This is a genomic window from Wolbachia sp. wLmal (genome assembly GCF_049435495.1).
Classification (GTDB): domain Bacteria; phylum Pseudomonadota; class Alphaproteobacteria; order Rickettsiales; family Anaplasmataceae; genus Wolbachia; species Wolbachia pipientis.
In genome coordinates this window covers 234,808-257,484 of sequence record NZ_CP185405.1, presented here as the reverse complement: position 1 = coordinate 257,484, position 22,677 = coordinate 234,808, and the positions used below count along the sequence as shown (strand labels likewise).

The 22,677-nt window shown below is 35.0% G+C and carries 17 protein-coding genes and 6 pseudogenes; 15 read left to right on the top strand and 8 right to left on the bottom strand.

Annotated features, from left to right (window positions below):
* Nucleotides 1–119: 119 nt before the first annotated feature.
* Genes ccmC through ACEL90_RS01370 form a run of 3 tightly spaced genes read left to right on the top strand, consistent with a single transcriptional unit; the run spans nt 120 to nt 1,215 of the window.
* The gene (gene ccmC / locus ACEL90_RS01380; protein WP_423349076.1) at nt 120–830 is read left to right on the top strand and encodes a heme ABC transporter permease CcmC; all 711 of its coding nucleotides are present in this window, start codon (nt 120–122) and stop codon (nt 828–830) included.
* Between the two features lie 8 nt (nt 831–838).
* Nucleotides 839–1,072, top strand: coding sequence for a hypothetical protein (locus tag ACEL90_RS01375; protein ID WP_423349075.1), 234 nt, complete (start codon nt 839–841; stop codon nt 1,070–1,072).
* Complete coding sequence (locus ACEL90_RS01370) at nt 1,057–1,215, top strand: hypothetical protein (protein ID WP_423349074.1); 159 nt, start codon at nt 1,057–1,059, stop codon at nt 1,213–1,215. Before ACEL90_RS01375 ends, ACEL90_RS01370 begins: the two co-directional genes overlap by 16 nt.
* On the opposite strand, the pseudogene ACEL90_RS01365 reads toward ACEL90_RS01370, so the two are convergent.
* Nucleotides 1,169–2,775, bottom strand: a pseudogene (locus tag ACEL90_RS01365) (hypothetical protein). The gene ACEL90_RS01370 and the pseudogene ACEL90_RS01365 sit on opposite strands and share 47 nt — an antisense overlap.
* A gap of 180 nt (nt 2,776–2,955) precedes the next feature.
* Between ACEL90_RS01365 and ACEL90_RS01360 the strand changes: the two are divergent.
* The 6 genes and pseudogenes from ACEL90_RS01360 to ACEL90_RS01335 all read left to right on the top strand — a co-directional run bounded on the left by ACEL90_RS01360 (nt 2,956) and on the right by ACEL90_RS01335 (nt 8,667).
* The gene (locus ACEL90_RS01360) at nt 2,956–4,233 is read left to right on the top strand and encodes an adenylosuccinate synthase (RefSeq protein ID WP_423349274.1); all 1,278 of its coding nucleotides are present in this window, start codon (nt 2,956–2,958) and stop codon (nt 4,231–4,233) included.
* Between the two features lie 103 nt (nt 4,234–4,336).
* Nucleotides 4,337–5,053: pseudogene (locus ACEL90_RS01355) on the top strand (IS5 family transposase).
* Nucleotides 5,054–5,304: 251 nt separating this feature from the next.
* Nucleotides 5,305–5,793 carry a hypothetical protein gene (locus ACEL90_RS01350; protein ID WP_423349073.1) on the top strand — a complete coding sequence of 163 codons (489 nt, stop codon included), beginning with the start codon at nt 5,305–5,307 and terminating at the stop codon, nt 5,791–5,793.
* Nucleotides 5,771–7,717: a hypothetical protein gene (locus ACEL90_RS01345; protein WP_423349072.1), complete on the top strand. Its 1,947-nt coding sequence runs from the start codon at nt 5,771–5,773 to the stop codon at nt 7,715–7,717. The genes ACEL90_RS01350 and ACEL90_RS01345 overlap by 23 nt, the downstream gene beginning before the upstream one ends.
* A 112-nt stretch (nt 7,718–7,829) precedes the next feature.
* A complete protein-coding gene (gene infA, locus ACEL90_RS01340; RefSeq protein ID WP_007550159.1) occupies nt 7,830–8,093 on the top strand; it encodes a translation initiation factor IF-1 in 264 nt (87 codons plus the stop codon).
* The gene (locus ACEL90_RS01335; protein ID WP_423349071.1) at nt 8,071–8,667 is read left to right on the top strand and encodes a Maf family nucleotide pyrophosphatase; all 597 of its coding nucleotides are present in this window, start codon (nt 8,071–8,073) and stop codon (nt 8,665–8,667) included. Before infA ends, ACEL90_RS01335 begins: the two co-directional genes overlap by 23 nt.
* Here ACEL90_RS01335 and ACEL90_RS01330 read toward each other — a convergent pair.
* The 5 genes and pseudogenes from ACEL90_RS01330 to ACEL90_RS01310 all read right to left on the bottom strand — a co-directional run bounded on the left by ACEL90_RS01330 (nt 8,659) and on the right by ACEL90_RS01310 (nt 14,063).
* A pseudogene (locus ACEL90_RS01330) lies at nt 8,659–11,338 on the bottom strand (hypothetical protein). The gene ACEL90_RS01335 and the pseudogene ACEL90_RS01330 sit on opposite strands and share 9 nt — an antisense overlap.
* Before the next feature lie 112 nt (nt 11,339–11,450).
* Nucleotides 11,451–12,785, bottom strand: coding sequence for an alanine:cation symporter family protein (locus tag ACEL90_RS01325; RefSeq protein WP_423349070.1), 1,335 nt, complete (start codon nt 12,783–12,785; stop codon nt 11,451–11,453).
* 27 nt (nt 12,786–12,812) lie between these two features.
* Complete coding sequence (locus ACEL90_RS01320) at nt 12,813–12,959, bottom strand: hypothetical protein (RefSeq protein ID WP_423349069.1); 147 nt, start codon at nt 12,957–12,959, stop codon at nt 12,813–12,815.
* Nucleotides 12,960–12,966: 7 nt separating this feature from the next.
* A pseudogene (locus tag ACEL90_RS01315) lies at nt 12,967–13,899 on the bottom strand (IS5 family transposase).
* Nucleotides 13,884–14,063: a hypothetical protein gene (locus ACEL90_RS01310; protein WP_423348810.1), complete on the bottom strand. Its 180-nt coding sequence runs from the start codon at nt 14,061–14,063 to the stop codon at nt 13,884–13,886. Before ACEL90_RS01310 ends, ACEL90_RS01315 begins: the two are co-directional and overlap by 16 nt.
* Before the next feature lie 172 nt (nt 14,064–14,235).
* On the opposite strand from ACEL90_RS01310, the gene ACEL90_RS01305 reads away from it, so the two are divergent.
* The 6 genes from ACEL90_RS01305 (at nt 14,236) to ACEL90_RS01280 (ending at nt 19,985) form a co-directional block, all read left to right on the top strand.
* Complete coding sequence (locus ACEL90_RS01305) at nt 14,236–15,423, top strand: MFS transporter (protein WP_423349068.1); 1,188 nt, start codon at nt 14,236–14,238, stop codon at nt 15,421–15,423.
* Nucleotides 15,424–15,483: 60 nt separating this feature from the next.
* A complete protein-coding gene (locus tag ACEL90_RS01300; protein ID WP_006279881.1) occupies nt 15,484–15,789 on the top strand; it encodes an integration host factor subunit alpha in 306 nt (101 codons plus the stop codon).
* Nucleotides 15,789–16,115, top strand: coding sequence for a MerR family transcriptional regulator (locus tag ACEL90_RS01295; RefSeq protein ID WP_006279880.1), 327 nt, complete (start codon nt 15,789–15,791; stop codon nt 16,113–16,115). The genes ACEL90_RS01300 and ACEL90_RS01295 overlap by 1 nt, the downstream gene beginning before the upstream one ends.
* A 45-nt stretch (nt 16,116–16,160) precedes the next feature.
* A complete protein-coding gene (locus tag ACEL90_RS01290; RefSeq protein WP_423349067.1) occupies nt 16,161–16,757 on the top strand; it encodes a murein hydrolase activator EnvC family protein in 597 nt (198 codons plus the stop codon).
* A gap of 12 nt (nt 16,758–16,769) precedes the next feature.
* Nucleotides 16,770–19,220 carry a leucine--tRNA ligase gene (leuS, locus tag ACEL90_RS01285; RefSeq protein WP_423349066.1) on the top strand — a complete coding sequence of 817 codons (2,451 nt, stop codon included), beginning with the start codon at nt 16,770–16,772 and terminating at the stop codon, nt 19,218–19,220.
* Nucleotides 19,221–19,349: 129 nt separating this feature from the next.
* A complete protein-coding gene (locus ACEL90_RS01280; protein WP_155968855.1) occupies nt 19,350–19,985 on the top strand; it encodes a hypothetical protein in 636 nt (211 codons plus the stop codon).
* Between the two features lie 490 nt (nt 19,986–20,475).
* Here ACEL90_RS01280 and ACEL90_RS01275 read toward each other — a convergent pair.
* Both ACEL90_RS01275 and ACEL90_RS01270 read right to left on the bottom strand, forming a co-directional pair.
* Nucleotides 20,476–21,430 (bottom strand): annotated as a pseudogene (locus tag ACEL90_RS01275) (IS630 family transposase).
* A gap of 20 nt (nt 21,431–21,450) precedes the next feature.
* A pseudogene (locus tag ACEL90_RS01270) lies at nt 21,451–22,547 on the bottom strand (IS3 family transposase).
* Nucleotides 22,548–22,677 lie beyond the last annotated feature (130 nt).

Sequence of the window (22,677 nt, the reverse complement as noted above, 5' to 3'; positions counted from 1 at the left end):
CTAGCAATCTGCTACTGAAATTATGCTAATTTGTTGACCTACGTAAATATAGAAAAACTATCCTGTTGATAAAACTCAAACTAATTGGTAAATTCTTAACACAATTATTCTCAAAATGAATGTTTTTATTAAAGCCTACAAATTTCTCTTATTTTTCTAAGAAAGCTCTACCTTGGCTTGGGGTGATTTGTTTCGCATGTTTTTTAATTGGAATGTCTTTGGCGTTATTCTTCTCCCCAGAAGATTATAAACAAGGAGAAATTGTACGAATTATGTATCTTCATGTGCCTTCTGCATGGCTTGCTCTTGGAATATATGGATTAATTGCATCACTCAGTTTTATTTCATTGGTGTGGAACAATAGCATTGCTAGTGTCTTGGCACATGCTGCTGCTCCTGCAGGGACAGTCTTTTCGGCAATATGTTTAATCACAGGCAGCATCTGGGGAAAAGGAACCTGGGGCACTTGGTGGGTATGGGATGCAAGGCTTACTTCAATGCTGATTTTATTTTTCCTATATGTTGGCTACCTTTCATTGTGGAGCGCTTTTGATAATGAAGCGAGGGCAGAAAAATCAGCAGCAGTATTTGCCATTTTTAGTGCTATAAATATTCCCATAGTAAAATTTTCTGTGAATTTATGGTCTACTCTTCATCAGCCTGCAAGCATTTTGAGAAGAGGTGGAGTAGCAATAGAAGGTTCTTTGCTGTTGCCACTCATTGTAATGTTTATGTTTTGTGCCACATTTTTTTTAGTAGTGTGGATACTGTATTCACTTTACTTAATTAATTTATATAAGATAAAGAGAGAAATCAGTATGCGGTATTAGGCCGAGAGATGAAAATAGAACACACCACATCACCAAGTAGCAAAGACATTGAATTCCTACTCAAAAAGATTAATGAAGAAACCGTTGATAAAGGTACGTGTAACCCATTTGTTTTTTTTATTCGCGATGATACTGAACAAATTATTGTAGGTGTAGCGGTTTTGTTATCTATGGTTCAATTTACACTGACTTGCTTTGGGTGCACTCTGATTATAGAAGAAAAGGTATGGGAAAGCAGCTAATGGAAGAAGTTCATGATTATGGTCGTGAGATGCACTGTAAAATAGCAACCGTTGCAACCATGAACTCTAAAATATTTAAAGAGCCTACTAATATCTTTAAGGTAAATGTTCATGTGATTCCGCAGAATAATTCTGTTTTTTGATTCTATCTGTCCATTTATCATTTTCTATATCTTGTTTGTTGGTTGCTTTTTTTCTTGCTCAACAATTGCCTTATCTATCTCCTTATGAATTGCATCAATCGCACCTCCTTTTTTGTATACTTCGCTTTTCCCTTCAATAATTAACTTAATAAAAGTATTTACAACAGACTGCACTTGATTATGATTAACCTGACCTTTTGTCAAAGAAGGTAAAGAGCCTAATTCCATCAATACTTCTGGTGCTGTTTTATCTTGAGTGGAAAGTCCTAAATTATCTGCTACTTTACTTATTAATAACTCTCTGTGTTCTTTATTATCTTCCAATTTAGCATAATCACTCAATAGATCTATAACGGTAGATACTCTGACTCCAACAACATCATCAACACCTTCATCAACACCTTCATCTTCTAGAGCAACTCCTGACCCCAATAACCTCTCTCTGAGATTTTCGCTTAAAAGATTGATAAATTCTTCATTTGCATCTGATCCTGTGGTTGATATTGTACCATCTAAATAGTTACTTTGAGCACCGAAGCCATGCTCTATTTGTATTTTTGTCTCAGGTTTAAATCCTAATTTTGCACAGAATTTCTGAAAATATTCTTTAATAATGTCAAACAAGCTCTTGCCATTATCTTTATAATTTTTTAACTCTTTAGGAATAGTAAGTGACAATTTACCATCTCTGTATGTTACAAAGTCTTCACCATTGTGAGATTCAATTGTAAATTCCAATGAACTAGACAGATTACATATCTTATCGCCATGCATAACTTGATTTTTAACAGAGAGTATTGGTAGCCTCATATCAGATCTAATTCTCACATTATTTTGGTTAGCACAATCAATGTTTATTACTTTTTTAGGATTTTCTACTATGAACGACTGTCCAAGTGCAAGTTGGGTTTGTATAAATGGAGCAGCCTCATACCCTGCTTGATTACAATTGGTAACTAGCTCTTCTAAAATAGCATCACTTGGAACTTCTGCCCCAGCGTATCTGAACATTTTTTTGAAAACTTCTTTTGCAAAGGAACGGTAATCCTTGTTTTCATCTTTCTCTGTTGGTAATAGATGGACATACCTTTGGCCAGCATTGTAAAATTCTTCAAATTCTTTCTTATATGAATCGGTTTTTTGATGATTGGCAGTTTTGGAATTTTCACAGTGATTTTTCCATAGCTCACCCAATGCATTACTTACAAGCTCTTTCTCAATATCTTCGAGTACTGAAGCAACAAAAGCTTTGCCATGATCCGTATCTATTTCTCTTGTTCCTTTTTTGTTAAATATTTCGTCATTATATATATCATCACTATTAAAAAGTTCGCTTTTGCGGTGCTTAGCTCGTTCCTTAAATGCAATAATAAGATTTTTATCTATTTCTTTTCCGTTAATAATAAAATTCATCCTTTGAAAATCTAAGAACATTGTTTCACCGGAATTCGCTAATTTATTATCTTGATCTGCTCTTAATTTACTAAAATTGAACTCTTTAGCTGTGGCCTTTAATCTAACTACTGGACTCTTATTATTTTTTCCTTTTGTCTCTTTCATAAATAACACCTTACTGTAAATATGCTGTAAGTTATATCATATAATGATGAATAATTTGGTAATATATTAAGAAAATCGACAGTATATTTCTTTATTTAAGGGGTGTAGGAAAGGCGTAGATTTCTCTTTCCATTTGTAGCGTACTGCATTAATATTTATGTATTAATCTAGAAAATAATGATGAATAACATTGTAATTGTTGGTCTGCAATGGGGTGACGAAGGCAAGGGTAAAATAGTAGATTATCTTTCTGAGAATGCAGATGTAGTTGTGAGATTTCAGGGAGGAAATAATGCAGGGCACACTATAGTAGTAGATGATGAGGTTTATAAATTAAATTTACTGCCCTCTGCTGTTTTGAGGCCAGGCAAAATATCTATCATAGGAAATGGCGTTGCTCTTGATCCACACGCTCTAATCTCAGAAATAGAGTCATTGAAAGTTAAAGGAGTAGACGTAAACTATAACAACTTGATGGTATCCGAGAGCTGTCCATTAATACTTAGCATACATAAGGACAAGGAAAAGCTATTTGAAGATTTAAATGGAAATCACAAAATTGGTACAACAAACAAAGGGATAGGGCCATGTTATGAAGATAAAGTTGGAAGGAGAGCTATACGCCTTTGTGACTTAGAAAACGCAGATGAGCTCAATAAAAGAGTGGATACTCTTTTGAATTACCACAATGCTATCAGGAAAGGCCTTAACTACCAGGTGGTTAAAAAAGAAGAAATATTAAAGGAAATTCAAGAGATTTCAGAAAAAATTCTTTCATATAAAAAACCTGTGTGGAAGATATTAAATGACTTGATGAAAGAAGGTAAGAAAATAATATTTGAAGGTGCCCAAGGCGCATTTTTAGATATCGACCACGGAACTTACCCTTTTGTTACTTCAAGTAATACTGTAGCATCGCAAGCAATAACAGGCTCAGGGTTATCCTCCAATGCTTACATTATTGGTGTGGTAAAAGCTTATACAACAAGAGTGGGCAATGGCCCATTTCCTACTGAGCAGAAAAATGAAGTAGGAGATAGCTTGTTTACTATAGGTAAGGAACTTGGAACAGTGAGCAATAGAAGAAGGCGTTGCGGATGGTTCGATGCAGTTTTAGTGCGCCAGGCCGTACAACTCTCTGGAGTTTCAAGTATTGTATTAACCAAATTAGATGTGCTTAATTCTTTTGATACAATTAAAATATGCACTGGTTACAAGTATAGCGGAAAAATGTATGATTATTTACCCGTATCGCATTCAATACAAGGGGAATTAGAGCCAATATATGAAGAGTTTCCTGGCTGGAAAGAAAACACTCAAGGTAAAAGGTCGATTGAAACATTGCCTATCAATTTAATAAAATATATAGAAGGGTTAGAAAAATTAATAGGTGTACCAATTCATCTAATCTCAACTAGTCCAAAGAGAGAGGATGTTATTAAGCTTAAAGATTTCTGAAAACGTCTTTGTATCTTAGAGCCTGTACGTAATCTCAAAAAAGAGATAAAGTGAGAGGATAAAGTATATAAAGTAGGATATGCGAAGTTTATAACCAAGTGACATAAGTCGAGAAAAGTTTGAGATTATTGTAGCAGATCTGGAATCTTGCAGAAAGAAGACAAAACCAAGAACACTTGATTTACATGATATATTTTGTGGAGTGTTATACGTGTTAAAAAGTGGTTGCCAGTGGAGAATGGTATCAAAAGAGTTCCCAAAATGGCGCAATTGTTACGACTATTTTAAGAAGTGGAGTGAAAAACCAGATGTAAATAAAGAAAGTGTTCTGGAGCTGGTATTAAAAAAAATAATTGCGACAAAACAATGGTCGGAAAAGCTTCTGCATAATTGATGCACAGAGTATAAAAAATGCAGATACTGCTGAAGCTATGATGCAGGCAAGAAGATTTCAGGGCCGTATTGCAGTAGATACGCAAGCATGCAATTTATACAACAACAGCAGAGATAACTGACCGTAGCAGTGCTGTGAGAATGGTCGAAAATGCAAAAGAAAACCTCTCGGAAGTTAAAAATGTACTGGTTGATGCAGGCTATACTGGAGAGAATTTTGTAACTCAAATAAAAACGATTATTGGTGCAACCGTTGAAGTGATCAAAAGAAATGAATTACGTTCCTTTGTTGTATTGCCCAAAAGATGGGTTGTGGAGCGATCTTTTGCTTGGTTAGAAAAATGTAGAAGATTGTGAGCGAAAACTCAATACTAGCCTACAAATGGTAGTTCTGGCTTTCACTGCCTTACTTCTGAAAAAATTATGAACAGGCTATTACTAACTCTTATCTAATAAAAAAAATACTTGTGTAACTTCGAATAGTCTATTATGCAAGACAGCAGTATAAACATGTAGTAAGAAATGTATAATGAAAAATAAAAGCTCAAGTTTAACACTTGCAGTTATTTTCACACAATTAAGTAATCATAAAAGTTAGTGTAGGGCGAGGTTATACAGTTTGATTTCTTTTAATATATGTTAATTGATATAATATAAATATAGTTAAGGAGGTGTATTATGATTGGAAGTTTGGCTAAAGAAGAAAAAACAGCAGAGGCAGGAAAAACAGGTGATCAACTTAAAAAGTGTATTGGACCAACTTCACTGAATAGGGAGGTTTATTACTCTACGCTTATCTACCATACATTAAAAGAGTTATATTCACAATTAGGTGATATCTCTTATGCTAATAAAACAAAATCAGAAAAAGAAATAATCAATTTTTATGTTCTACCTCAATTTGCACATTTTAAAGAAATTATTGATGAAGATATAAAAAAAGATCCTTCGTTTGCAAATTCTGCTATTGTAAAGTTTTGCTCCTCAATTATAAAAAATAACAAATTACTTAAAGAATTAGAAGAAGTTAGTATTCCTGCCAAAAACTCTAGTGTAAAGGCAAGGGTAAGCTTTCAACTGAAAAATCTGAAAGAAAAGGTGTGGTTCTTAGGAAAACTAAAGGAAAAAAAAGAATTTCACTTACGTGCAGAGGGCTTTTGGGGATAAGTGGAGTTTTTATGACCTAATAAATGATGGAGATTTTAAAAAAACGTACATAGATAAAGCAGTAACAGAGTCTGCTAATAAGAGCTTTAAGGAAGATATAGATAAATGCATAAAGTTGGCAGAGCAGGGAAAAGAAGCTGCAAGTAAATATCTTGGAGAGAAAGGCGTAGAGTTTCGAGCTTATTACACAGAAACCGATAACACTCATAGAGTTTTGAATATCAATCTTATTAATTACAATAGAAGTGAGCAAACCAGGATTAGTGACATTTTACAGCAAGAGAAAGATATTAAAGAGCTGAATATCTATTGCAATAAAAAACATGAAATACACGCTCATCGGAAAGGTAAGGAAAGATATTATGAATTTAAAGAGGGCGCATATTATGAAATGAAAAGCACTTGGCCTGTAAAGGATGGATCCGAAATGTGTACCATGATTATGAATGTGAGTAGCGATGGCATAACTGAAGTACTAAAATTTAATGATGAAGATTTTGTGCTGTCGGATGAGATCTTAGAATTAATAAAGCAAAACGATGAATTATATATTCAAGGTCTCTCCTTATATGATGCTGTACTAGAAAAAGGTAAGGCTGCTGATGTTGTACCTACTGCTAATAATAATTTTCAAAATGAGTCTATAGCGGCCTATCGCGAGGAACCAGAGGGAGAATTAGACCCTAAAGTTGATGCTGACAATAGCCTTCCTCCTTCTATTAATAGCAATGCATCAACTCAAACAGAAGTCAATTTACAGCACACTGGAACTCAGACAGAATTTGCTTCACAACAAATGGATGAATTGATTTTAAATAATCAGATGCTGTCCGAAAAAAACGTTGAATTGAAGCAAGAAATGTCAAATTTGAAAAAAGAAGCTGTTGAATTGAAGCAAGAAATAGAAGCAGGGTTGCAAGTGATAAATAAAAAGCACCATGAATTAATACAAGAAAATCGGCGACTACAGGAGAAACTAGAAACAACCCAAGCAGAAGCTAATCAAACAATTGTAAAGTTAGAGAAGCAGAATAGCAATTTACAAGACAGGTTTGAAAAAGAGGAGCAAAAAAACACGGAATTGCAAACTGAACTGGCACAAAAAAATGAAGAATTAGCAGGTGTGTTAAAAGAGCTACAAGGGAAAGCACAAGAACTTAAAGGTGTATATGAAGAAAAAAGAAAGCTAAAGGAAGAGCTGAAAATTGTTAATGCAGGAAAGAAGAATTTGGAAAAAGAGCTAAATCAAGCACGAGAAGATGCGGAACAGATAATGGTTGAACGACGCCAACAGAAAGAGCGCTTGAAAGATCAGCTAAGAGAATTAGATCAGGAATATAAGGTACAAGTAGAAATTGAGCAAAAGATTAAAGAATCAGATAGGCAGGATAGCGATTTACAAGATACACTTGGAGAAGAGAGACTAAAACTCAACATTGAAGAACTAGAAAACGAGTACGAGGAATTTCCAGGAGATAAGGTGCTTACACTTGAACTCACTAAAGATGAAGATAAAGTCGAAGAGTTAAGAAACGAGCTAGAGCGTGAGAAAGAAAAGTGTAAACAATTATTAGAAGAAGAAAATGAATGGGGTGATGAATTGGTAGGAATGCTTGATGGACTGGAAGAAAAAATTCGTGCTGATGAACAAAGGAGCTTCAACAATCAATTAACGGGAGAAATTTCTAATGAGTCTGGTAATGCTCCACGACAGAAGAAAAGGTTATCCAAATCTTCAAGCGTTGATAATGAGTCTTATGTTCCACTGAGAGAGAAGACAACATTACTCAGATCTTTAAGCGTTGATAGTGGACTTGATAGCGATGAAGAAAATTGTGATAATGATTTATCTTTCAACATAAGTCCTATAAGTTCTATTGAGAAGGTGGCAGAGAGTAGAAACGTAGGTAGGGTATCATTGTGAAGATGGTTGGGGTTAAGTTGCAACTTAAGTGGGGCGCAAAAGGTCTTTTGTGTTGATAATAATTTAAAATCTATAGTAGACTAAAAAAGATTATTAAATTATAATATAACATATGATAAAAGACGAGAAATCGAAAACAATTTTTGAAGTGGAAGGGGCAGTAACTGCTTTACTACCTGCAGCAGAATTTAGAGTGAAACTGGACAATGAACATGAGATTATCTGTCATGTATCAGGGAAAGTGAGAAGAAGTAAAATACGCATCATTATAGGGGATAGGGTGTTAGTTGAGATGAGCATTTACGATAGGAATGCGAGAAAGGGTAGGATCATTAGAAGGCTTAAAGGTACAAGTGACAGAACGATCTCTAAATAATCTTATTCTTGCTTCATCATCGAAAAGGCGTATAGCTTTACTAAAACAAATAAACATTGAGCCAGGTTTAATTTTGCCAGCAGATATAGATGAAGCCCCTTTAAAAAAGGAACTTCCGAAGGATTACTCAATCCGTATGGCAAAAAGTAAAGCTGAGAAAGTACAAAGTTTAAATCCAAATTATTTTGTGCTTGGTGTTGATACAGTTGTTGCTTGTGGTAGAAGGATATTGCTCAAAGCTGAAAACGTTGAGCAAGCAGAAAAATGTATCCGCTTGTTATCAGGAAGAAGGCATAGAGTATACACCAGTGTATGTCTATTAACTCCCGATCAATCTAAACAACATATCAGGACTGTGGTTACAATAGTGAAATTTAAACGTCTCAGTGAACAAGAAATTAAGTATTATTTAGCATCAGAAGAGTGGAAAAATAGGGCGGGGGGATGCAATATACAAGGCCTAGCTGGAGTGTTCGTATTGTTCTTACGCGGCTCCTACTCTTCCGTTATAGGGTTACCATTACATGAAACCTATTGTTTGCTAAGCAATTATTTTAACTTCAATTTATATTGAAATACCTTTATTAGTATCTTTTTTTTGTTGTGACTCAGCAACCTGTTTAGCCCAATCTAGTGGTCTTTTATTTCTGTTAGCTAATGCAATTCTATTGCGATCATAACCATCAGTGTGTTCTGTTAAAGTATCTCCTCTTTCTTCTTCTATTACTCCAGCTTTCAGTTGTGCTTCATCTTTCTCTAGTAATTTATATAGTTCGCTATTTTTATCTACAGTTGGATTAGTGTCATTATTTTCTCGTTCTGCCACTGTTTTTTCTAACCACTTACGTATAGGGTCATATTGTTTACCTTCTCCTATCTTTTCTAAAATGTTTTCTGAGAATGAATCTTTAGGAATATTTTCTTTAGTAGCCTGCTGTGCCGGTTCTCTTAACCCTTTATCCGGGTTTCCCAATGCTCCTTTTAACTCACTCGTATCTCCGATTTCTTTTGGTTCAATGTTTTCTAAGCTCTTCTTTAACTGTTCAGGATTTACTTGAGATTGTTCATTATTGTCATGAGTTGGAGATGAATAGCCCGAATCGTTTGCTTTTATGTCTGTTGAGCTGTCTTTTAGCAACCCAACTTCTCTCAAGCGTTTTTTAGTTTCTTCGCTAATCTGACTCTGATCAGCTGGTTTTAACCCGAGATTTTCTTGACCTAATGTATTTTTAAGTTCTTCAAATAGAGTTAGATTACTTTGTCTAATATGTTCTTCTAATTTCCTTCCTACCTGTTTTAAATCTGTTTGAGATTTACTATCACTATTAGTTGGAGATATATAGCCTGAATCACTTATACTATTTGGTGTTGAAGCAGAGACACTAATAGTTGGACCTTCCACTATTTTTACATCTGCTAAATCGTCTTTTTGCAATCCATCTTCTTTATCTTGTGACAGTTTATCAGTAGGATCAACTTGCCTTAATCCTCTATTATCCTGCTGTGATCTATCTCTGATTTCTTTAAGAAGATTTTCAGGTGGAGTTTGATCACTTTGTTCAATGTTCTCTAAGCTCTTCTTTAACTGTTCAGGATTTACTTGAGATTGTTCATTATTGTCATGAGTTGGAGATGAATAGCCCGAGTCACTTTTATTATTGAGTGCTGTAGCAGAGAGCGGCTGTTCACTTTCTTTCCACTTAGCATCACTAGCATCTTGGTTATCACTGTTATCTGGAGAAGATGAATAAGGAATTATGTCCTTTAATGTCTCTAACGGTGATGGGTTATTTTTTCTACTTCCTGCAATTGATGCTTTTCTATCATCAACATCAATGTGCCGTAAGTTGTTTTTCTTGAAATTTCTGATGTCTTGTAACAGATCGCCTTTGCTATTTCCTTCTTGTTGCTGGGTTTTAGGTTGTTGCTGATCATTAGGTGTTTGCTCACTTCTATCTGGTTTTTGGCTTCCAGGTACAGCATGTCCAAATGTAGGATTGTCATACCGTTCATCTTCTTGCCTATTATCTTGATTGTGGCTTACAGACTTGGTGAAAGTAGAACTATCTGAAGAATCAGAAGTTGCACCTTTTTGCTGATTATTAGGTGTTTGCTCATTTTCGCGCAAGTCATCTGGTTTTTGGCTTCCAGATTTGGCTCCCCCTTGCTCATCGAAAACACCTTTTTTAGGTGGTAGTGAACTAGTTCTAGGTGGAAGTGGCGGAGGAGTTTTTTTGTTCTGAGGATTCTCCTCAAAAAGCGATTGTAGGTTATAAACTTGACCTCCCGAATTTGCTTCTCGTGCTGCTTGTCCAAGCTCACGCTTTTCTTTAGCCTCCTGAGAATTAATTTTATCGTCAAAATCTTTTCCAATTCCGCTATCGTAAGACTGCCTTCTGCTGTTAGATTGTGGTCCAAAATGTGAATGGTGATCTTCTTTTTTTCGAGTTATATCAGTAGCTTGAACACTAACATCTCTATTAACATCAATTCTTGTCGTAGTTTCAGATGATAGCTCGTTACTGTCTTTACTATGTTGCATCTCATTCGCTTTTCCTTGTCCTTTCTCCCTGAATTGTATTTCATGCAAGAATAAACCACCTATTTTTACATCTCTGTTTACTTCTAACCGTTCTAGAGAAAAATCATCACCTTTAACAAGGTCTACACCGTTAGCATCAATCTTAATTTTGATCTTACATTCTTTCCCCTCCGCATACCACTTTAAAGTCATTTCATATGAACCATCAGTTACGACATAATGTCTTATTTTTTTTCCCTTCTTCCTCGGCAACAAAACCATGCATTCCGCTCTTTCCATCACTATGCAATGTTGAAAATCCCGAGATTTCATTCTTCTCACAAAAATCACTATTTAAAAATTCGCTAATTTTAAACTCTTTTTTGTTATCTCCCAGCGTAATGCTTGCGTGATTACCGTATATTGAAACTCCTGCAACATCATCAACATACTCTTTCAACCTTTCTTTAACTTCACTTTCAAGCTCTTGTCCAGCTTTCTTTGTCTTGTCGCATTTCTGAAGAATAACCCCATATGCTTTATCTTTGTTTTCTTCTTCGTCCCAATTCCAGTTGGCGTGTTTTGTTAAAAACTTTACTGTGTTAAAATCAACTCTAGCATTATAAATTGGGTCGTCTTCCTTTTTTATTCTACCAAATAAAGGAAAAATTTCTTGAATGCGCTCATTATAAATGTGTTCTTGTTGTGTATCGTTAGTGTTCATATACCCCTCACTAATAACCCTCTGCCTTTAGTTCTAGCTAATACTAGCTAATATAATTATCACGAGCATTGGTTGAATTTTTATTAAGGAAGGTTGTGTTAGATGGCAACTTTTAGTTGGCGCCTAATTTCAAGTATCTGTCACTCATAGTAAACACTTCTGGATCTTGAGAGGTTAGCTTGAGTATAGCGAGTATGTTGATAAACAACAAAGCGGCGATCGAAATATCAGCAACATCCCATAGCAATTGAACTTTACCTATCGCACCAAGCGGAATAATCAAGGTAAAAATTACAACCCAGATTTTAGTGTATTTATTATCCATAGACACATAGCGTATTGTCTGTTTTGAGCAAAAAAACCAAGTAAAAATAGTAGTAAAAGCAAAACAAAACATTATGGCCATAATTAAATAGTCAATATAAGGCCAATTCATTGCCTTTCTAAAAGCAAATATGCACATGTTAGTGCTCTCTAAATCAGTAATCCAAGAATCTGTGACAAGCAGTACCATTGTTGTAATAAACACTATAAACGCAACTATAAAAGGCGATATTATCGTAATTAGACTCTGCTCAATAATAAATTTATTGTTATTTTTCTTAGGAACAATTGAAGAATGTACGATTCCTTCAAGGCCAAGCCCTATATCTGTTGCAAAAACACCTCGCAAAGTTCCAACTTGAATAATAGTCAACATTTCTAAAATCAAACCTAAAGATAAACCAGAGTTAAAGCTACTGGTTGTAAAAAAACTGCTTGTTATTAGTTTTAGAGAAGGAAGAATATTTTCACTAAATTTAAATAATATGATACCGCAAAGTGTGAGGTAACTTACCGTCATTATCGGTATCATAGCTGATATAAAAATTTTAATTTTTTTTAAGCTGAGAGCTGCAACAACAAAAAATATTATGGCCATTACAATGCCACCAATGACTACAGGCACATCTATCATGTTAAGTGGTATTGATAGAGAATTTACCTGAACAAGGTTACCAACTGTTATTGAAACCATTATCATAACAACTAGAAACACAATTGTAGCTTTTCTAGAGTTAAATGCATCAGCCATGTAGGCTACAGGGCCACCTATAAACCGTCCGTTCTTTTCCTTTCTGGTTTTTATACTTAGATAACAAGTGACATATTTTATCACAGAAGTGATAACAATAATTATCGCCATCCACAAAATAGAGCCCGGTCCTCCGGTTTTTAGAGCAACAGCAGTTCCTGAAATATTTCCTACTCCCAAATTTCCCCCTAAAATTGTAAACAGAGCGGCTATAGAAGAAAATTTATTTTCTCCTTTTTTAGCTCCAAGGAGTGAAAGGGCGTATGGTAATCTAAATACCTGTAGCCATTTTAGTTTAATCGATAGGTAAACACCAGCAACTAGCATGAGTAATATTGTTGGCAGTAATAAAACAAACTTTACTATACCCATTTACATACTAAAAGTGAGTGTTTTGACTTAAGTATACATACAAAAATTGAAAATACCTAACCTATTTTCTATGTATGACTTCGTTTCTGTCATCCTAGCACCCCCCTCTGTCATCCCAGTGCTTGACACTGGGATGGCTTTGTTGCATCGCTCTTCGGATAGTAGGTAACGCACAATAAATTTATGAAGCTATCTCAAATTTAGCCATACCAATATCAGTGAATTTATTAAGCAAATAGCATTTGATTAGCAGTTCTTTTTCTCGATTTATCTCAGATTTATTCCTAAAACTAAATCCGAATGTTTGTTTCAGTCGCGAGAAAAAACTTTCTATATAAGATCTTTTTCCATAACTCATCTCTTTTTTCCACTTCTTTATACCATCTTCATCATATGACTTTATGAGCTTGACTGCAGAATTTCTCTCAGCCATACTTTGGATGCTCTGCTGCGTTGTTTTTCGGAGGAATTTTCGTTTTTATACCATATTGATTACACAGCTTATAGAGCTTTTCTCTGTCATATGCCCTATCTGCATATAGTACTTTTATGACATACTGAAAATCGACTTCTTTTAGCAAATCACAAGCTCCATAGTGATCAGCCATTACTGTATTTTACAGCTATGGCTTTTTTGCTGTTTGTATTCAACATTACATGCAATTTTCTTGTCTGTTCATAGCTGCGATACTTTCTATCTTCGCTATTTTCTTTGCTATGACCAGGAGTGTTGTTGTATATACTAATTCCTGTACTATCTATAGCAATTTCGATATCTTCCATATTATTTTCTGCAATCATTTATCTTAATATTAAGTTTCTTAAACCTTCTTGATGATTGTGAATAGCTGATAACTTGCAAATTTTTCCCAATTTGCTCAAGGTATCCTGCTATAAACCCAACTGTTTGCCTCAGGCCTATTCTAAATAAACAAGTTATTATGTGCACCAAAATTACAACTTTATCACTATAAATATTGTTGCCACCTGGTATTTTTGGACCATTCTCGTACCACTTTTCTATGGCGTCATTGATATAACAAAAAATGCTTCCTCTTTCTTGGAGAAATTTGTTATATTCATGGCAGTTACTGACTCTCATTTTTTGTGGCATATTTTTTCTTCAACAGTTAAATGGCTATTTATAATGAATTTTGTCAGTAACTGCCAGTTCTTTTCACTTGAGCGATGCAACAAAGCCATCCCAGTGTCAAGCACTGGGATGACAAGAAGAGGGCACTGCCCTCTTGGATGGAAGCCAGTGTTAGCTACTTTCATGACACCCTGACAACCGTCATCCCGCTACTTGTTAGCGGGATCTAGAGATACCGTGATGGTATGACGTAGGGAAACCGTTTTTTGGGTTAGCTATAACAGTAGTCAGGAAACAATAGCTTAAAAAGAGACTTAGTGTTAAATTTCTAATAGATTACTTATAAAAATAAATCTTATGGAAAGCAGAGCTAAGGCTTGGTTCATTTGGCTGATTAGTAACTTGGTTGTTATATTCAGCAACATGCAGATAATTTATACCTTTATAAGTGTAAATCTCGAAAAGGAACTTGGACTTACAATCGCGCAAGTTGCACTGGCTAATTCAGCATATACTTGGTCTTTCGCCATCTTACAATTTTTTAGTGGAGCAACGTTTAATGTTTTTTCCAGTAAAAAAATTTATTTTTTCTCGTTATCAACTATGATCTTGGGGTTTTTTGTCCTTATTAATAGTGACAATTTCTCCCATTTGATTTTGTCTCAAGTGTTGATTGCAACTGGAGCATCATTTGGTTTTATTGGTGCTGCTCACACAAGTAGCATATGTTTTTCCGCTGCCCAATTTGGACTAATGTTTTCACTAGTGCAGACAATTTCAAGCCTTTCTGCTTTGGTAATTCAAATACTGTTCTCTAACTTGCTTGCCGAAGATGCATATTGGAAAAATCTGATTGTATGCATAATACTATTTGGTGTGTTGATATTTGTACTTACGCTTTTTTGTCCAAACACACTTCCAGAAAGCAGCTCAGAAAAGCGCACAATAAAAAGCTCTATGAAGACAGTAATGTGCTCTATATTAACAGTGCTAAAATTAAGAGATATCTGGATAACTTCAGTGGTGGGTGCTATTACTTTTGGAACATTTTTAGCACTTAATACCTTGTGGGCTCCAAGGTTACTGGGCAACTCAGAACTCAATGCAATGGAGTCAGGTATAGCAACTGCAATACTATGGCTTGGTCTTGCAGTTGGTGCTCCAATTGCAGATCGAATCTCAAACTTATTTAAAAATAGGAAACATGTAATTTCTGCTTTTGCTTTATTGCAAGGCGTCTCAATTATTATTTTACTATACAGCCATTTAACAGTCCACGTTGTGTACTTTTGTATGTTAATGTTCGGGTTTTTTGCGGGAGGACATATGCTTAATTTTACTGTCGGCAGCGAGATTGTGAAACGAAAATACATCAGCACATCATCATCCATTATCAATGGATTTATGTTTATTGGCAGTGGAGTTATAGTGTCAATGTTAGCACTTTTTACAGATCATAAAATGGCACTTTTTGCAATATTTGCGATATTGATAGTTGCCGGTATTTTAAATTATGCAACAAAAGAGACATACTCTAAAAAATAAAGTAGCTGAATCTCGAGTCGATTGCTATATTATATCTACGTATTGTAATATTTATCAATAATGGATCACGTTACAACAAAAGACACAACAGTAACTAAGGCAACGATAGCTGGAGATATAAACCAAGAAATAGGATTATCAAAGGAAGACTCTGTTTCGATAATAGATGATATATTGGACGAAATAAAGACAAGCTTGGTAAAGGATGGAATAGTAAAAATATCGTCATTTGGAACATTCTTGGTTAAGAAAAAGAAGGAAAGACCAGGAAATATACCAAATACATCGGAGAAAGTGATGATTCAGGCAAGAAATTCAGTTTCTTTTAGGCCTTCAAAAATTATAAAAAAATCAATCAATAATTAATGAACAAGGAAAAATTATTTTATACGATTGGGGAAGTAGCTGAAGAGCTACATTTGGAACAGCATGTTTTGAGATTTTGGGAAGGTCAATTTCATCAAATTAAGCCTACAAAGCGTAAAGGAAGAAGGCTATATGATCGCAAGTGTATAGAGGCCATAAAGAAAGTAAAATACATGCTATATGATAAAGGATATACAATAAAAGGAGTGCAAAAAGAATTTGGTAATGATATAAAAGTCACAAAGAATTTGTTGCAAGAACTCACCGATTTGAGAGACTATTTAACTAGTAAAATAAATAACGAGGAAAGTAACAAGCAGGCGTGAAACACTACGTCTCGCTAAAATTTTGGAGTTTTGTGAGAGTTTAAAATGTGGCATATAGCCTCATTTCTTATGTTATTAGCAATATTAATAGGCTGTGGCCTGCAAAAACCTGCACCTGTGCTGCTTAAAGGCGAAGAATTTTACGGAAAAAGAGATCTGGAATATACAAGAGAGTACCATTTAATTAGGGAGCCTTCAGTGCAAAAAGAAAGTAGAAAAGCCATCATAAATAGGATATACAGAGATAACAATAATGCACAAAACGTGGAGGTAAATTGTAAATTTGTAATGCCAGTTAAAGGTTCAGCTACCTCTTCTGATGAAACGTGTAAGGATGGCATAAAAATTGCTGCTCAAAATGGAACGAACGTAATTGCCTCTGCACCCGGCAAAGTGATATATGTAGGCAAAGGGCTGAGATGGTATGGAAATTTAATTATAGTGGAACACAAAGATAATTACATGACTGTGTACTCCTATTTAAAGAACATACATGTTGAAATTGGTGATAAAGTAAAGCAAGGTCAAGTAATTGGATCTGCAGGTAAATCAAGTACACAAGATAAAGATCCGCAGATGTGCTTCACAATACGACACAACGGCCAAGCGGTTGATCCTTTGATGCATATGAACTGTAATTGAATTTGGATTTATATGAGATATGATTTTAAAAACGTCGAAAGGTTTTGTCAAGATAAATGGGATTTTTCTGTAAGCAAGAGTAGTAAACAAGAGAAATGTTACGTATTGGAGATGTTTCCATATCCATCTGGTAAAATTCATATGGGGCACTTACGTAACTATGCAATAGGGGATGTGATAGCGCGTTACAAGAGAGCTCGTGGATTTGAGGTTTTGCATCCAATTGGCTGGGATGCGTTTGGATTACCAGCTGAAAATGCAGCAAGGGACAACAATATTAGCCCTGAGGTATGGACAAAAGATAACATAAATAATATGCGTGCACAGTTGAAATCTATAGGTCTTTCTTATAATTGGAACCGTGAACTTTCCACGTGTGAGCCTAATTATTACAAACATGAACAAAAATTTTTCCTGGATTTTTTAAAGCATGGGCTTGCCTATCGAAAAGAGTCGTGGGTTAACTGGGATCCAGTGGACCAAACAGTGCTTGCAAATGAGCAGGTAGTCGATGGAAAAGGGTGGCGATCAGGCGCAGTTGTTGAGAAACGTAAGTTATCCCAATGGTTTTTAAAGATTACTGATTTTGCTGAAGATTTACTCAAGTGCCTGCAAAGTTTGAAAAATTGGCCAGAAAAAGTCAAAACAATGCAGGAGCGTTGGATAGGAAAATCTGAAGGAGCAATTATAGAGTTTGAAATAGTTGGCCTGAATAAGAAATTAAAGATTTTTACAACTTCTTCTCATACTTTGTTTGGGGCTTCTTTTTGTGCAGTGGCAGCAGAGCATCCTATTGTGCAGGATCTTAAGGACAAAGAAATACGAGACTTTATCGATGGCATGAAAGCAAAGGAGGAAAATGACGAAAAAATAGGAGTTTACACCGGATTAAACGTCAAACATCCATTTCTTGATAAGGAATTGCCGCTTTACATAGCAAATTTTGTGTTGATGGAATATGGGGAAGGCGCGATTTTTGGTTGCCCTGCACATGATCAGCGTGATTTTGAATTTGCACAGAAATACGATTTGCCGGTTATTCCTGTTATTTGTGAAAAGGGTGCACAAGCCATAGTGACTCTAGAAGAAGCCTACACTGGCGGCGAAATAATGTGCAACTCTGAATTCTTAAATGGATTAATGGTTAGTGAAGCAAAGGAAGCCATAGTTAAAAAATTTGAAGAAAAAAAAATAGGCAAAAAAACAATAAACTATCGTTTGCACGATTGGGGAGTTTCAAGGCAGCGTTATTGGGGATGCCCTATACCTATCATATATTGCAAAGATTGCGGAACTGTTCCAGTGCCAGAAAAAGACCTTCCTGTAGTTTTACCAATAGATGTAGAATTTACAAGTGGTGGCAATCCGCTGGATAAGCACTCAACTTGGAAATTTGTTGATTGTCCAAAGTGCGGAAAGCAAGCAGAGCGTGAAACTGATACATTCGACACCTTTTTTGAATCTTCCTGGTATTTTGCTGCATTCTGTAGTGAAGATAAATCAATAGACAAAGATGCATGTAATCGTTTTATGCCTGTTGATTATTATATAGGTGGGATAGAACATGCAATTCTGCATTTGCTTTATTCAAGATTTTTCTGCCGTGCTTTAACCAAATGTGGCTATTTTGATATTAAAGAGCCTTTCTCTACTTTAATCACTCAAGGAATGGTCTGCCATGCAACTTATAAAGACGAAAATGGTAAGTGGCTATTTCCCGCAGAAGCAAAAGAATTAATAGCGCGAGGTGCAAAAGTTCAAGTGGGCAAAGTTGAAAAAATGAGCAAATCGAAAAAGAATACAGTTGACCCAAACTTTATCATAGAAAAGTATGGTGCTGATACTGCTCGCTTGTTTGTGTTGTCCGACACTCCTCCGGAGAAAGATATGGAATGGTCCGATGATGGTGTGGAAGGTTGTTCTCGTTATGTAAATAAATTGTGGCGTATGGTCATGCAGCTAAGACCTGTAAATATACACTATGATAATGAAAATGTTACGGGTGGACTTCTAGAGTACAGAAAAAAAATTCATAAACTCTTACACGGACTTACAGATGACTTGGAAAACTGCAGATTAAACTGTGTAGTGGCAAAATTTCGTGAGATGACGAATTTAATAGCTGAAATAGACGTAAAAACTGGAAAATCTCTTATTGATGAAGGTATATGTATATTAATCAGAGTAATCGAACCATTCATACCACATCTAGCTGAAAGCCTATGGCAAGAAATAGGAGGTCAACCTTGGCCAAAAGCTGATGAATCATTATTAGTTGACGATACGGTAACTATAGCAGTGCAAATCAATGGAAAATTACGTACAACAATCAAGGTGGCAATTAACTTACCTCAAGAAGAATTGAAGAAAATAGCGATAGACTCTGTGTCCAGTAAGATCGATCAAAGCAAAGTTCGCACTGTATATGCTGTACCAAATAAGATAGTAAATATAGTTATATAAAAGACCTGAGTAGTACGTTTTATATAATCTGATTTTATGGCTATACTTTTTTTTGACATGTAGTTATATCTTTTTTAATATAAAGGATATATACTTATGCATTATATATTTTTTTGTATGAGGAGTTATATGAAAATAAAGAGATTGTGCGTTTTGGCTGTGTTACTTACTTCATCTCTAGCAGGTGCAGCTAGTAATAGTGCAAGTAAGTCAGAAGATAAGTACTATGCAGGTTTAAACTTTGGTGCTGGTTGGGGTGGTGGCTTTAAAATGAAACCTGGTGTTGTTCTTGGTTACCATTATGACCAAAACTCTAAATTTGAACTTGAGGTTCTCAGTAATATTAAGTCATTAAAGAGCATAGGAGCTAGCTTATTGGCAAACTACCGCTTCTATCCTGACCTTGATATTGATCCCGTTAAACTATATGTCAGCGGAGGTTTAGGAGGATATCTCCAAATAACACCTTTTGGCTTTGGTGTTAGTGATACAGTTGATGGTGATGGCGATAGTTCACAAGAAGAAAAAGAAAAGGAAGAAGAAACACAAGGTGCTCCAGAATCAGGTGGTGAAGCTGCTGGTTCATCTGTAGTAGATAAAATACTGAGTTCTATTTCCTATAAACTAAAGTTAGGTGTTGATTATGAAATTACTCCGCAGATAATTGGTGCAGTTGGTATGACCATGGGTGGGCAACTAAGTGGTATAAAAGCAAAACAAATACCAGATGCAACTCTAGAGATAGGGGTACGTTATAATTTTTAATGCTGCTACTTAGTTCATAAAGGTAGAGACGATGTTGAGGATGAAATAAACAGCATTAAAAAAAATCCGAAAACGTATTTTCGAATATGGTTTTGAACGCTAGCTATAGATTAGAAAAATAACAAGAAAAAGGGTAAACATACTGTAATTGCTGTTGAATGATGGAGTCCATTATTTTAGCACGAAGTAACGAATTCAGTAGAATAAGTTCTTCAAAAATAATTTAAACTTTTATTAGTAGGAGCAGTCTCATGGAATATTATAGCGATCTCACTAAAAGAAACTTTTATAAGTATCGTTGATGAGAAAGGAAAAATTGTTAAGGAAGAAGTTGTTGCAAGAGAAAGTAAGGCAATAGCTGAATTTTTTCTTGGTCAAGGCAAAAATGACCTTACCCAGAAAAAGTGGAGAGAAAGTGTGGAATGTTTTTTACAAAAAGAATGATGCATCAAATTGTTCTGGAATGCAATAGTTATACCAATTCTCATTACTAGTGAATCAAATAAGCGGCATTGCAGAGTTGTTTAATTGTGGAGCTGGCAAGAGAAGTAATAAATTTGCACAAAGCACCCTCAAGCAGAGCAATTGTATCGTATATTTTATTGCGCAAAATGTTCTGTTTTATATATAACCAAAGCCTCTCAACAGGATTGAGCTCAGGTGAGTATGGAGGTAGGCATATAATGTCGATATTTTTAGGTACCTTTAAATTTTTTCCAACTAGCACAATCCATAACAAGAAAAGCCTCTCGTGTTTCTAGATATTGCGACATCTGCTCAAGAAATATGTCTATGCAATCAGTGTTGACATTTGAGCTAGAACTCTCTCCATTTCTAGGATTAACCGCACTATAGAGATAGAAATTTTGCCTACCTAATTTTGTTTTAACCTGTGTTCTAATCCCCTTTTTAAACCACCCATGTCCAACCTTTGAATGTGTGCCAAACCGTGATTCATCAAAGAAAAATAGCTTCATTGAGATTTTTTTTTGAATTCCTCTTGTTTGCTTTTATCTTGTCCATTATGAACTGGTCTTGGTGTAATATATGAGAATTTCATCTTTTGCATATAGCGGTGTACTGTAGATTTGCTGATATTTAATCTGAACTTTTCCTGGATTCTTATTCTCATTTCTTTAATGGTAATATTAGGATTTTCTTCTATCCACTCTTCAATTTGCTGTAGTTGAACCTGATTTAATTTAGTTTTTCTACGGCGTTGTGGAGGAGCAAACAGTTTTTCTTCTCTGCCAAATTTTAGGTCATGCAGTAAGTGCCTTTCTTGAAATGCAATATATTTTTGCTACAGCCGTTATACTGTACTTTTTTGCTGCAATTACAGCATTTAGTTTTTTTGAAACATATGCATTATTCCTTACTTTCTTCAGCATTTCTTTTGCTGATTCTACTACTTTTTCATCCAATAATTTTGATCTTAATGCCATTTATACCTCAACTATTTTACTTACTTCATTATCGCTTTTCTTCCATCTTTGTCCATCTGTTTGCCGTGTAATGGGAATTGGTATAAATAGTGACGTTGTTTGTTATAAAAAATTTCTATGTATTCAAATATTGCAGTTCTAGTGTGTTGAGCAGAGTGTTGTGAAGTATCAATAAGTATTTCTCTTTTCAATGAGCTAAAGAAGCTTTCTGCAACAGAATTGTCGTAACAACAGCCTTTATTACTCATCTATATTCTTTACAGCTAAGAGATATTGATACCCTTGCGCAGTATATTGTGAACCTTGGTCACTGTGCAGCAGTAGATTTTTAACAGGTTTACGCCTATTAATGGCCATTAATAAAGAGTTCATAACCAATTGTTTATTTATTGCACTACTCATTAACTACCATACGTGAGAATTATTGCTGCCAAATATAGCCATCCCTCCTTGGTTTTGATGTAAGTAATCCCATACTTTATTTGGTTGATCAACAATAAAGTTTTGGTCTAATATATTGGGAGCTACAGCTCTATTATCTGTTTGTTGTTTTTTAATTTTAAACTTTCTTCTCAGTATAGCCCTGATGTCATTTTTCTGCATAATACTTTGCACCGTTTTCAAATTGCAACTTTTACCCAAAGCCTTCAATTCAGCATGAATTTTAGGAGCTCCATATCTACATTTAGAAACTTGATATATTTTTTGAATAGCTTCGAGTAGCTCTTTATTTGCTGATTCTCTACTGCTTATTTTTCTTGTAGTCCACTTATAGTAGCCACTAGCAGAAAATCCTACATAATTCCTGTACTTTATAGCAGTTACTATATAAAAAATATTTTACTCTTTTTGACTGGCCAGGGCTTTTTTTTAAATGTCTCTTTCCCTTGTTACTCTTGCTTTGTAAATCAAACCTCTCTTTGTCATAAGGTGCTACATCTGGAAATGCATTTGCCGCTGACTTTTTTTCGTTATATTTCTTCATCCATTTTCCTAATACACTATCCCTTATTCCTAGATCTCTTGCTACTTTTGCAACTGGTTGACCTACCTTTCTTTGTTCATTTGCCAGTTTAACAGCTTCCAATTTGAATTCTGCTGTATATTCTCTTACCATTTCTAATCCTCCAAAATTTTATTTTACCCAAAAAAACTCCTTTCTTTCTCTCCACTTTTTCTGGGTAAGGTCGCTATTTCTTAAGTAATTTACACTTCAGAGTTTATCTGCTTTAAAGTTTACTCTATTC